This window comes from Rhodobacteraceae bacterium D3-12, assembly GCA_025916135.1.
Taxonomy (GTDB): Bacteria; Pseudomonadota; Alphaproteobacteria; order Rhodobacterales; family Rhodobacteraceae; genus JAKGBX01.
Map to the genome: position 1 here is coordinate 2867617 of CP104793.1, position 12705 is coordinate 2880321.

The 12705-nt window shown below is 60.0% G+C and carries 8 protein-coding genes and 3 pseudogenes; 5 read left to right on the forward strand and 6 right to left on the reverse strand.

Going from position 1 to position 12705, the window contains the following annotated elements:
- Positions 1-64 precede the first annotated feature (64 nt).
- Positions 65-1578 (forward strand): annotated as a pseudogene (locus N4R57_14170) (YifB family Mg chelatase-like AAA ATPase).
- On the opposite strand, the gene N4R57_14175 reads toward N4R57_14170, so the two are convergent.
- From N4R57_14175 to rsmI, 4 genes and pseudogenes are all read right to left on the reverse strand, one after another.
- A complete protein-coding gene (locus N4R57_14175; protein ID UYV36169.1) occupies positions 1544-2455 on the reverse strand; it encodes an alpha/beta hydrolase in 912 nt (303 codons plus the stop codon). The pseudogene N4R57_14170 and the gene N4R57_14175 overlap by 35 nt on opposite strands.
- The gene (gene gshB, locus N4R57_14180; GenBank protein UYV39585.1) at positions 2452-3387 is read right to left on the reverse strand and encodes a glutathione synthase; all 936 of its coding nucleotides are present in this window, start codon (positions 3385-3387) and stop codon (positions 2452-2454) included. The genes N4R57_14175 and gshB overlap by 4 nt, the downstream gene beginning before the upstream one ends.
- A 94-nt stretch (positions 3388-3481) precedes the next feature.
- A complete protein-coding gene (locus tag N4R57_14185; protein UYV36170.1) occupies positions 3482-3910 on the reverse strand; it encodes a YraN family protein in 429 nt (142 codons plus the stop codon).
- Positions 3907-4757, reverse strand: a pseudogene (gene rsmI / locus N4R57_14190) (16S rRNA (cytidine(1402)-2'-O)-methyltransferase). The gene N4R57_14185 and the pseudogene rsmI overlap by 4 nt, the downstream one beginning before the upstream one ends.
- A 143-nt stretch (positions 4758-4900) precedes the next feature.
- Between rsmI and N4R57_14195 the strand changes: the two are divergent.
- Together N4R57_14195 and N4R57_14200 are read left to right on the forward strand one after the other, a co-directional pair.
- Positions 4901-6094, forward strand: coding sequence for a penicillin-binding protein activator (locus N4R57_14195; protein ID UYV36171.1), 1194 nt, complete (start codon positions 4901-4903; stop codon positions 6092-6094).
- Between the two features lie 104 nt (positions 6095-6198).
- A pseudogene (locus tag N4R57_14200) lies at positions 6199-8927 on the forward strand ([protein-PII] uridylyltransferase).
- 55 nt (positions 8928-8982) lie between these two features.
- On the opposite strand, the gene N4R57_14205 reads toward N4R57_14200, so the two are convergent.
- The gene (locus N4R57_14205; GenBank protein UYV36172.1) at positions 8983-9540 is read right to left on the reverse strand and encodes a hypothetical protein; all 558 of its coding nucleotides are present in this window, start codon (positions 9538-9540) and stop codon (positions 8983-8985) included.
- A gap of 78 nt (positions 9541-9618) precedes the next feature.
- Here N4R57_14205 and N4R57_14210 point away from each other — a divergent pair, with 78 nt between their 5' ends.
- A complete protein-coding gene (locus N4R57_14210; protein ID UYV36173.1) occupies positions 9619-10194 on the forward strand; it encodes a Crp/Fnr family transcriptional regulator in 576 nt (191 codons plus the stop codon).
- Positions 10195-10346: 152 nt separating this feature from the next.
- On the opposite strand, the gene N4R57_14215 is transcribed toward N4R57_14210, so the two are convergent.
- Positions 10347-11237 (reverse strand): AraC family transcriptional regulator, encoded by an 891-nt coding sequence (locus N4R57_14215; protein UYV36174.1) that lies wholly within the window; start codon positions 11235-11237, stop codon positions 10347-10349.
- Positions 11238-11398: 161 nt separating this feature from the next.
- Here N4R57_14215 and N4R57_14220 point away from each other — a divergent pair, with 161 nt between their 5' ends.
- Positions 11399-12352 carry an SDR family oxidoreductase gene (locus N4R57_14220; GenBank protein ID UYV36175.1) on the forward strand — a complete coding sequence of 318 codons (954 nt, stop codon included), beginning with the start codon at positions 11399-11401 and terminating at the stop codon, positions 12350-12352.
- Positions 12353-12705: the final 353 nt, after the last annotated feature.

Below are 12705 nucleotides of genomic sequence, written 5' to 3' on the forward strand. Positions count from 1 at the left end.
GTTAACCTTTCTTCAACCATCTGAGGTCACTCTTAACCATGATTAACGATGGTTGGGAAATCACATGGTCGCTCGCGCCTATACAGTCGCCTTTGAAGGGGTCGAGGCCCGCGCCGTCGAAGTGCAATGCGCCGTCACCCCCGGACTGCCCGGCTTCTCAATTGTTGGTCTGCCCGACAAAGCGGTGAGCGAGGCGCGTGACCGGGTGCGCACTGCACTTTCCTCGCTGTCGATCGCGCTGCCGTCAAAGCGGATCACGGTCAATCTATCCCCTGCCGACCTGCCCAAAGAGGGCAGCCATTATGATTTACCCATCGCACTGGCGCTGCTCGCCGCGTTGGAAATCATTCCGGGCGACGCCGTGGAATCCATCACAGCGCTTAGGGAGTTATCGCTTGATGGCTCGCTTGTGCCCGTGCTTGGCGCGCTACCCGCCGCCATGTCAGCCGCTGAACAAAGCCGCACGCTTGTCTGCCCTGCCGCATCCGGCGCCGAGGCGGCTTGGGTCGGCGCGGCGCAAGTGCTGGCGCCCGCGTCACTGGCCGATGTGGTGCGCCATTTCACCGGACAATCCCCCCTTGCCCCGGCCGTTCCGGGCGAAGTTTCGCTCAGCCAGCACGCGCGCGATTTACGCGACGTGAAAGGCCAGGAACGCGCCAAACGCGCGCTAGAAATCGCCGCAGCAGGGCGCCACCACATGATCATGGTCGGCACGCCCGGGTCGGGAAAATCCATGCTCGCGGCGCGCATTCCCTCAATTTTACCGCCGCTCACCCCGGTCGAGGCGCTGGAAACCTCGATGATCCACTCGCTCTCCGGCTTGCTTGACGAGGGTGGCATTTCCCGCGCCCGCCCCTTTCGCGAGCCGCATCACACCGCCTCCATGGCCGCGATCGTCGGCGGAGGACGCAACGCAAAGCCCGGAGAAATCAGCCTCGCCCATAATGGCGTGCTGTTCATGGATGAATTTCCCGAATTCCCGCGCCCGGTTCTGGAAACCCTGCGCCAGCCGATCGAAACCGGAGAAGTGGTCATCTCCCGCGCCAATGCCCATGTCCGCTACCCCTGTAAGTTCATGCTGGTCGCGGCTGCAAACCCTTGTAAATGCGGCTATCTTCCCGACCCCGCCCGCGCCTGCGCCCGCGTTCCACAATGCGGTGAAGACTACCTCGGGCGGATCTCCGGCCCCCTGATGGACCGCTTTGATCTTCGCATCGAGGTACCGCCGGTGGCCTATACCGACCTTGACCTCCCCCCGCAGGCGAAGGGTCTGGCGACGTGGCCGCGCGCGTGGCGGCAGCGCGTCAGCTGCAAGAGGCGCGCTTTGCCAACACACCAGAGGCGCGGCTCAATTCCGACGCAGAAGGCGAACTGCTCGAAGAGATCGCCGCCCCGGACACCCAAGGCCGCGAGTTGCTTGTCAAAGTGGCCGAGCGGATGGGCCTTTCCGCGCGCGGCTATCACCGGGTGCTGCGCGTGGCGCGTACCATCGCTGATCTTGAGCGCTCCGCCGATGTGCGTTACCCGCATGTGGCCGAAGCGGTCAGCTTTCGCCTGATGACGATGAAAGAGAGCTGATCCACCCGGCCAAATCGTCAAGCGTCGCATTCGCCTCTGGCATCACCGGCTGAAACAGCGGCCAAACATGCGGCAGGTTGTGCGCCACGCTCTCGCGTACCTTGACGCCTTGCGCGCGCAACCGCTCGGCCATGCGCCGCGTGTCATCCAAAAGAATTTCGCTGTCCCCGACACAAAGCCAAACCGGACACGCCCCGGTGAACTCCGCCCAAAGCGGCGAGGCACGCGGATCGGTCGGATCCCCCCCGGCCATATACATCTCTTCCATATCGCGCGCGCGCCCGACGGGCAGCACAGCGTCGGCCCGAGCGTTCTCGGCAAAGGACGTACCGGAAAATGTCATATCGGTAAGCGGTGAAAATGCAAATATGCCAGCGGGTTGTGGCAATTCCAGACGGCAAATCTCGCCCAAAAGCGCCAGCGCCAATCCGCCACCCGCGCTATCCCCACCGATCACGATCCGCTCCGACGCGCCCGTCGCACAGAGCGCCTCATAAACCGCCAGCGCATCCTCGACCGCGGCTGGAAACGGGGCCTCGGGCGCCTTGCGATAATCCGGCAACCAAGCAACCCGCTTGGTCAGCTTTGACAGGCGCGCCAACATCGCCTTATGCGTCGCGGGCGACCCCATGACATAGCCGCCGCCGTGAAAATAAAGCAGCACCTGAGCATCCCCCGCACCCGGCCCCGTCACGCGCAAGCCGCCAACTCCGCCGAGCGTGGCCGCCTCATAACGCGCCCCCCGTGGCCCGTGAAAAAACAACCGCGCACTGCGCTCAAACCCGGCACGAAGATCGGCCGGATCATCCGCCCGCATCAATCGGCGCTTCTCCACCAACCGCAAGAACAGGTTGATCACCTGTGCCCGCAAGCTCATGCGCGTTTGGCCTCAATCACGGTCCAGATTTTCTCGGCAATGTTAACGTCGTCAAACCGCTCCAGCTCCTGAATGCCCGTCGGGGAGGTCACGTTAATTTCGGTCAGATAGTCACCAATCACGTCAATACCGACAAACACCTGACCCTTTTCGCGCAACAGCGGGCCAATCGCGGCGCAAATCTCCATGTCGCGTTCGCTCAACCCGATTTTTTCTGGCCGCCCGCCGACATGCATGTTCGACCGGGTCTCACCCGCCGCCGGCACCCGGTTGATCGCGCCAACCGGCTCACCATTCACCAAAATGACCCGCTTGTCGCCGTTGGAGACATCGGGCAAAAATTTCTGCGCAATCAACGGTTCACGGGAAAATCCGGTGAACAACTCATGCAACGACGACAGGTTGCGATCCGCCTCGGTCAACCGAAACACCCCGGCCCCGCCATTACCGTAAAGCGGTTTCAGAATGATATCGCCATGCTCGGCCTTAAAGGCGCGGATCGTGTCAAGATCACGGGCAATGGTTGTGGGCGGCGTCAGATCGGGAAAATCCAGAACCAAGAGCTTTTCCGGGTAATTACGTACCCAGAACGGGTCATTCACAACCAATGTATCGGGGTGAACCCGATCCAGCAAATGGGTCGTGGTTATATAAAACATATCAAACGGCGGATCTTGCCGAAGCCAAACCACGTCAAACTCGGAAAGATCAACGTCCTGCAATTCCCCCAGACTATAATGATCCCCCTTAACCCGGCGCACCTCCAACGGCCAACCGCGCGCCATCACCCGACCTTCGCGAAACGAAAGCTGCTCGGGCGTGTAATAAAACAACTCATGCCCGCGCGCCTGCGCCTCTTCGGCCAGCCGAAAACTGCTGTCGGCATTGATATCAATTGGCCCGATCGGGTCCATCTGGAATGCGATTTTCAATCGCTTGGCAGGGGCTGGTGTGGTGCTCATCGCGCGGCAATCCTCTGGAATTTGGCTGCCACTTACATGGCCCAAGCCCGCAGATTGTGCAATGTCAGAACCCGCCGAAGGCATTCTCCAGTATCCGGATCGCGCCAGTGCCATCAACCAACGCCGCATCAAACCGCATCTCGGTCAGCTGTCCCAAAGGCATAGAGCCAAGAAACTCTTCCGCCGCGCCGCAAATGCGCTCAATCTGGCGTGCACTCAAACTCTCTGCGGCGCGATCAAATGTCTTGCTCTGTTTGACTTCGACAAAAACCAACGCGTCACCAGTCCGCATTACAAGGTCGATTTCGCCGCGCTGACCGCGCCAACGTCGCCCCACCTCGCTAAATCCACGGCGCAAGTAGTCGCTTGCGACCTGCTCCTCCGCCGCGATCCCGGCACAATAGGCCCGCTTGCCGCGTCGCCTGCGCGACGCTGACATCGCAGCAGACACCGGCGAACCCCAAAACTCTTCAACTGCCACATGCGCCGTCATCCGTCGCCCTTCCTAGATTTCGACAATTCAAGCGCCCGTTGATACACATCGCGCCGCTTCAAGCCGGTTTTTGCCGCCACCTGATCCGCCGCATCCCGCACCGACACAGACCCAAGCAACCCCTCCAACTCCGAATCTAAATCAATTTCCCTAATATTTCCCGAATCCCCCAGCCGATCAGAAAAACAATCTCCCCCTTCAACCGTCTCTCGGTGGTCAAAGCGGCCAATTCCTCCAGACTCCCGGTCAGAATTTCCTCGAATTTTTTGGTCAATTCCCGACAAATCGCTGCCGGGCGCGCGCCGCCCAAGACCGCAACCGCATCCGCGACACAGGCGGCGATCCGATGGGGCGATTCGTAAAAAATCAGCGTTCCGGGCACCTCAGAGAGCGCCGCCAGCGCGGATTTTCGCTTGCCCGAGCTATTCGGAAGGAACCCGGCAAAAAAGAACCGGTCAGTCGGAAGCCCCGCCAGCGTCAACGCTGTGATCGCCGCCGACGCCCCCGGAGCCGAGGTGACTTTCACGTCTTCCTCGCGGGCGGCCCGCACCAGATCATAGCCCGGATCAGACACCATTGGCGTCCCCGCTTCGGACGCATAGACCACCGATTTGCCCTCGGCCAAAGACGCCAAAAGCCTTGTGCGCACCTTATCCCCGCTATGATCGTGGTAGGACACCAGCGGTCGCGCCCCCAACGGCACGCCGTGGATTTCCAGCAACCGGCGCATGCTGCGCGTGTCCTCGGCGGCAATCACATCCGCCGTCGTCAAAATATCCAACGCCCGCAAGGTGATGTCGCGCGCAGCACCAATCGGTGTTGCAACAAGGTAGAGTCCGGGGCTCAAATCCCCCCTTCGGGCGTATGTGACTTGCCGCTGTCGTAATTCACCCTAGACCCCGCATGTTGGACGTTTATTATTCCCGGCAACCTTCCGTCCCGGCCCCTCACCGGTACGGGCGAAAACCACGAGGGAGCGAGAGGTCGTCCATGTTTGCCGTTTTAACCAAAATCCGCAAGTCCGCCACCCGTCTGTTGGCGGCGGGCGCAATACTCGGATTGGCCGCCTGTCAGCCGATCTCGCTTGGCGGTGGTGGCCTTGCCTCTGGCGGTGGTCCCAACATTGATCCTTCAGCCCCCGTGCCCGTGGCGCTGCTTTTGCCTCGTGGGTCCAGCAGCCAAAGCGATGAATTCCTCGCCCAAAGCCTCGAAAACGCAGCCCGCTTGGCCATCGCCGACCTGAGCGGCGTTCAGATCGACCTGCGCGTCTATGCCACCGCAGGCAGCGCCGCTCAGGCGCAATCCGCCGCGTCTCAGGCGGTGGCCGATGGCGCGAAAATCATCCTTGGCCCGGTGTTTGGCGAAGCCGCCAACGCCGCCGGAGTCGCCGCCGCACCCAAAGGCATCAATGTCCTGTCGTTCTCCAACAACACGACCATCGCGGGCGGCAACGTGTATGTGCTTGGGCCGACCTTTGACAACACTGCCAGCCGCCTCGCCGGCTATGCCGCGCGTCAGGGCAAAGGGCGCATCCTCGTCGTGCATTCCCAGAACGTCGCGGGACAGCTTGGCAGCCAAGCCATTCAGCGCGCGATCTCGCGCAGTGGCGCAACACTGGCCGGCACCGTCGGTTATGAATTCTCCCAACAAGGCGTTGTCGCCGCCGTGCCCAAGATCAAATCCGCTGCCGCCTCGGGCAGCGCCAATGCGATCTTCCTGACGGCCAACACCGCAGGCGCCCTGCCCTTGTTCGCGCAAATGCTGCCCGAAGCCGGTCTTAGCACCGCGACCACGCAATACATCGGCCTGACCCGCTGGGACATCCCGGCGCAAACGCTTGATCTCCCCGGTGTTCAGGGCGGCTGGTTCGCCATGCCTGACCCCGGCAAAACCAACGCCTTCCGGTCGCGCTTCAACGCCGCCTACGGCACTGCGCCGCACCCGATTGCGGGCCTTGCCTATGACGGCATCGCGGCGATTGGCGCGCTGGTCAAATCCGGCAAATCCAACGCGCTCACCGGCGCGGCCCTGACACAGGGCGCAGGCTTCCAAGGGGCAACTGGCATTTTCCGCCTGCGCTCGGACGGCACAAATGAACGCGGGCTTGCCGTCGCCCAGATTCGCGACAGGAAGGTCGTCGTCATTGACCCAGCACCAAGCGGATTCGGCGGCGCCGGATTCTAATCCGGCCACCCCGACTTCCCAGCTTCTACCCGGACTTGCCCCCCAAGTCCGACCTGATTTGCGACCCGGACGAGATCTTCGACCGGGCCGCCATCAGTGCGGCCATCATCGACGCATGCGCCGCGGCCAAGGAGCAACCCGAAGACGACACCGCCCTGCGGGCGACCGTGGTCGATATCCTCTCTCCCGCGCGCGACGCCGGGATGGAGCGGATCGCCGCCGCCTTCACCGATGCGCCCTTCAAATCCCGCCCGACCATCCACGCCTATGCATGGCTGACCGATTGCCTCGTCGCCTGCACCTTCCACGTTGCCTCGACCGCCATGAACCCGCTGGCCAAAGCCACCCCGGCAGAGCGGCTCTCGCTCCTTGCGGTCGGCGGCTATGGCCGTGGTGACATGGCGCCCGGATCAGATGTCGACCTGCTCTTTCTGACACCCGACAAAAGCGGCTCCAAGCTCGGCGCCAAAGCCAACAGCAAAACGAACCCATGGGCCGAAAGCGTGATCGAATCCATGCTCTATATGCTGTGGGATCTGCACCTCAAGGTCGGCCACTCCAGCCGCACGGTCAAAGACTGCCTGCGCCTTGGGCGCGAGGATTACACCATCCGCACCGCTCTGCTGGAACAGCGCCATCTCGTCGGCAATGCCAAGCTTGCGACCGAACTGCGCAACACCCTGCGCAACACCTCTTCATCGGCTCAGAGCGCGACTTCACCGAAGCCAAGCTCGCCGAGCGTGACGCCCGCCACCTCAAACAGGGCGAGCGCTACGTCGTCGAACCCAATGTCAAAGAAGGCAAAGGCGGCTTGCGCGACCTGCAATCGCTCTACTGGATCGCCAAATATATCCATGACGTGCGTGACGTGCGCGACCTCGTGAAACTGAAATTCTTCACCACCGAAGAAATGAGCCAGTTTGAGAAAGCCGAAAGCTTCCTCTGGGCGGCGCGCTGCCACCTGCACATCGCCTCGGGGCGGCCCAACGAACAGCTCACCTTTGATATGCAGGTCCAAGTCGCCGAACGTATGGGCTATACCGACAAGGGCGGTCGCCGCGCGGTTGAACACTTCATGCAGGACTATTTCCGCCACGCCACCCGCGTCGGCGACCTGACCCGCATCTTCCTGACCAAACTTGAAGCGACCCACACCAAGGGCGAACCGCTGCTCGAGCGTCTGTTCAAACGCCGCCGCAAGCTGAAAGCCGGCTTTATGGTTGTGCATGGCCGTCTTGCGATCCAGAATCAAAAGACGTTCCTAGAGGATCCGCTCAACCTCTTGCGCCTGTTCGAAGAAGGCCTGCGCACCGGCATGTTGATCCACCCCGACGCCATGCGTCTGGTGACGGCCAATCTTGACAAGATCGACGACAAGATGCGCGCCAACAAGGAAGCCAACCGTATCTTCCTTGATCTTCTGCTCAAACATGGCAACCCGGAACGCGCCCTGCGCCGGATGAACGAACTCGGCGTGCTGGCCGCCTTCATCCCCGAATTCGCGCCGGTCGTGGCGATGATGCAATTCAACATGTATCACGCCTATACGGTTGACGAACACACCATCCAAGTGATCTCGCAATTCGAGAAAATCGAAGACGGCGCCTTGAAGGAAGAGCTGCCCGTTTCGTCCGAAATCATCAACAACGGCCTCAATCGCAAGGTGCTGATGGTCGCCATGCTCTGCCATGACATCGGCAAGGGGCGCGCCGTCGATCACTCCGTGCTTGGCGCGCAAATCTCGCGCAGCGTCGCCCCCCGGCTGGGGCTGTCCAAGGCCGATTGCGATACCGTCGAATGGCTGGTGCGCTATCACCTGCTGATGTCCGACATGGCGCAGAAACGCGACATCGCCGACCCGCGCACCGTGCGCGACTTTGCCAAGGCGGTCGGCTCGGTCAAACGGCTCGACCTGCTGTTGCTGCTGACCGTCTGCGATATTCGCGGCGTTGGCCCGACCACGTGGAACAACTGGAAAGCGGTGCTCTTGCGCGCGCTCTATCGCCAGACCCGTGTCGCGCTGGAAGACGGGATGGAGGCGCTCTCTCGCGAGGTGCGCGGCGCGGAGGCCAAAAAACTGCTGCGCGCCGCCCTGCCCGATTGGGACGCCGCCGATCTCAAACTCGAAACCGGACGGCACTATGCGCCCTATTGGCAGGGCATGCATGTCACCGCCCATGTGGTTTTTGCCAAACTGTTGCGCGGGCTTGGCAATGATGAAATCCGCATCGACCTGCACCCCGATGACGACCGCGACGCCACCCGCGCCTGTTTTGCCATGCCCGACCATCCCGGCATCTTCAGCCGCATGTGCGGCGCGCTCGCTCTGGTCGGGGCCAATATCGTTGACGCCCGCACTTTTACCTCCAAAGACGGCTTTGCAACCGCCGCCTTCTGGATCCAAGACGCCGATGGCCACCCCTACGAGGTGAACAAACTCAAACGCCTCGAAGCGATGATCCAAAAAACGCTCAGCGGTGAGGTCGTCACCGGCGACGCCATCAAAAGCCGCGAAAAGCTCAAGAAACGCGAACGCGCCTTTCGCGTGCCAACAACGATCGCCTTTGATAACGACGGGTCCGAGATTTACACCATCATCGAAGTCGACACCCGCGACCGCCCCGGCTTGCTCTATGATCTGACCCGCACCTTGGCCAACGCCAACGTCTACATCGCCTCTGCGGTGATCGCGACCTACGGCGAACAAGTGGTCGACAGCTTCTATGTCAAAGACGCTTTCGGGCTGAAATTCCACTCCGAAGCCAAACAGCGCTCGCTCGAGAAAAAGCTACGCGAGGCAATTGAAAAGGGTGTCGAACGAGCCCAAGGCTAAGGCGGGGTCGCGGCATTCAGGCCTTGCGACGCGGTAATGCGGGACAGGTTTGCCGTTACCTTGCCATCAACGAATGTCGGCTTTTACAGTGCCGCGCCCAGCTAAATCCGACGAGAAGAACCAGCACCACAGCCAAGGTTGTTGCAATAGACTTAAGAATTGTTGCTGTGCTGACGGCAACTACCAGAGGAACAGAAACCTCTGGCCAGCTCTGGATCATGGCCAGAATTCCAAGGTTTTCGGCATAGTCAAACAAAGCGCTTCCAACCGAAAGGATAACGCCAGCGTGGATCAGCCGTCTGTTTGGCACGCGTTGCCCAAACCACAGAAGCGTCGAAATCAGGGTGAGCGCGAGCAGTGCCGGATAGGCTGTGTCCAAAGCGATCTGTCGACCAATATAATACGCGCGGCCGTCCGCTCCCAAGGAGCCGAGAAGCGTGGCGGCCTCTATCGGTCCATAGCCGAACGGTCGCATGTCAAAGGGAACCTGCCCCGAAACCGCTTGGATATGGGCGAGCGTGACAGTTGTCATCAGCCAATAGAGAGAGGCAGCAATCAACCCCGAACCAACCGCAATAACTCCAGCATGTTTTGACAGACTTCTTTTCATCATTTTATAAACTCCTTGATCTGTGCCACACATGCCCTCCAACGCATTCACCTGCATTATCATTTGATAAGGGACGCCAAGATGGATCTCCGGACGTTTCTGATGCAGTCCCCTGACCTGTCGGACTGGGCCAACACCGACGCATTCGCATCTGCTTGGAAGCAAATTCGTTTGAACAAGGGCGCACAGCTGACGCAGCAGGAACACTCCCAAACAGATGAGTTCATTCTTTTGCAAGGGTGTTTGGCGAGCAGTATTTGTGACCAAGACGGCAAAGAAGTTTGCGTCGGGTTTTATGTGGGGCCATGCGTCATCACGCCCAACATAGCCAGAACGCGCAACGGGCTGTCGCTCGTATCTATCGTGGCGTTGACCGACACGCGGCTGGCACGCATCGAAAGTGATGAGCTTTCAGACAGGATGATCGCCTCTGAACCCGTTCGAAATTGGGCCAATGGTATCCTGCGGGACGCTTTAAGCCGGAAGGTGGATCGAGAGTGGTGCCTCGCGGCACTTGGTGGGGCTGAACGGCTCGCTTGGTTTCGCAAAGAATTCCCAGGTTACGAAGACATTTTTCCCCATACGCTGATTGCGTCCTTTTTGGGCGTCACTCCTGTCACAATGAGCCGCTTGCGAACCTCCGACAAAAATCTATAGGAAGCTGTGCTTCGGACAAGTCGCAGCATCTGTGCCTCCGGGCTCATAGCGGTTTTTCGCTGCGGTTGCGGATGTTGTTTGGTAAGATTTGCCACGCCGAGGGCAGCTTTGCGGGACGTAGCTGCCGTTTGATTTGCCTTCTTATAGGTCCGCTATGCCCTCCCCGTCGCAAGTTGTTGATCGTTGCTCCATTGCCGGGGTGACTGGCCGTACATCCTTTTGAACTCGCGGCTGAATTGAGATGCGCTTTGATATCCCACATCCCATGCCGCCTCGGACACGGTCTTTCCTTCCGCGATCTTCATGGCGGCGTTGTTCAGCCGCATGGATTTCACGAACTGGATCGGGGACATCGTCGTGGCTTCTTTGAAACGCCGATGGAAGACAGCGCGGCTCATGCCGACATGGTCGGCCATGTCGTCGATGGTGACCTGCTCGTTCAGATGGTTCGCGAGATAGTCGATCGTGCGCGCAATTTCGTTGCCGACTCCAAAGGACCGTTTTGCTGCGGCCCCGGCCTCGCCCTTGAGCACCGCGTAATACAACTCGCGCAGTCGCCCTGCTCCTAACACTTCCAGATCGACAGGAGCGTCGAGCAACTGCAAAAGTCGCAACAAAGCCTGCGTGAACCCCGCGTCCCAATACGCCAATGCCAAAGCAGACGGCGCTACGCCCAGAGACTGTTTGGTGCCACCGGCAGCCGTTTCGATATCCAGCGTGAGCGCGCGCATCATGCGTGGCTCCAAAGTGATCACAACACCAATGAGAGGGTTCTCTTCGGACGCTTGCGGCGTGCCCGCCTCGACCGGCAGGGTCATCGGGCAAAGCAGGTATTTGTCGCTGCCATAGACATGGTGGTTGCCATCCAGCACAGCTTCCTTTGTGCCACCGAGAATGGCCACCACCGTGGGCTCATAGACGGCAGGCACGCAGGGCATGGCCTCGGTTACCCGGAAAAGCTGGACGCCCTTCAACGCGGTATCGACAAGGCCTGCTTCGGGCAGATGGCGTTCAATCAGGGCTTTGATCAGGTCTTTGCTCATGTATCCAAGCTGGCAGAGAAATTTCCTGATTGCAATACGGTTGAGACGATTGGGCAAGTAATCGAGATGATATCGCCTGTTTCTGTATCCTGCGGGGGGCTATCTGTGCTTTCAAACAATGACATCCCAAACCGCCAGCCTGCGCTGGCAGGAGACAGAAAATGGCGGATACAACATTTGGACCCAAAGGCTGGACACCCGAACGCCTCGGCGACCTTTCGGGCAAAACCTACATCATCACTGGCGCCAACGCCGGTGCTGGCTTTCAGGCCGCACGGACGCTTCTGAAGAAGAACGCCAAGGTGGTGATGCTGAACCGCTCGCCCGAGAAATCCGAGGCAGCGATCGCGGACCTGAAACAGGAATTCGGCACAAAAGCCGACGTGAGCTATATCCGCATGGACCTATCCGTTCTGAACAGCGTGCGCGAGGCTGCCGTAGACGTTCTGAAGACGGTGCCCCGCATCGACGCGCTGATCAACAACGCCGCCATCGCGCAGGTACCGACGCGCAAGCTGACCGTCGACGGGTTCGAGAGCCAGCTTGGCACCAACCACTACGGTCATTTCCTGCTCAATGGTCTGCTCTTTGACCGCATCGCACAAAGCAAGGGCCGAATCGTGGTCGTGGCCAGCCTCGGCTACAACATGGGTCTCAAGACCATCAAGTTCGATGATATGAATTGGGATGAGGGCTACGGCGCAAACACCGCCTATTCGCAAAGCAAGCTGGCGCAGATGATGTTTGCCTACGAATTGCAGGACCGGCTGGCTGCTGCAGGGCGCAAAGATGTAGAGATCTATGTCTGTCATCCGGGTTCTTCGGCAACCTCGCTGATCACAACAAGTGGCAGCCGCACGATGCGTTTCATCTGGTGGCTGATGACCAAGACGCCAATGGTTCAGACGGCAGAACAGGGCTCGTACCCTGAGGTCATGTGCGCGACCGAAGAGGCTTTGACCGAGCAACGCGCCCTTTACGGCCCAACCGGTCGAATGGAAGCGGTCGGCCCTGTTGGCAAGGGCACGCTGAACGCTCATGCTCACGACAAAGCCGTCATGGCTCGGCTTTGGAATGAGTCAGAAACGGCCGTCGGGTTTGAGTGGCACCTCTGACCAGTTGAAAGAGGTCAGCTGCACGGCGCACCTGTTCGGGGAATGGACGTTGGTGCGCAGTGCAGCATCAGGTAGGTCTGGGCTCAAAGCCGCCGTTCGCTGCGGTCCCTTCAACTGTCTGCAATGGGCCGTTCGTGAACATCGACATCAAGAACGGAAAGCAGACCTTCGCCGCGATTCGAGCAGTGGTCCGCTTTGCGGACCTAGCGCGCTTTCGCAGTGCTTTCATCAATGGCAGCTTTCAGAATTCAGCGATAACGCGTAGAGTAAAATAGTTGCCCCAAAAACCGTAGAGATGTCCGTTGCGGACGCCTTTCGGCCTCTGGGGCTCAGGCCCTGTATACGTCCTAAGT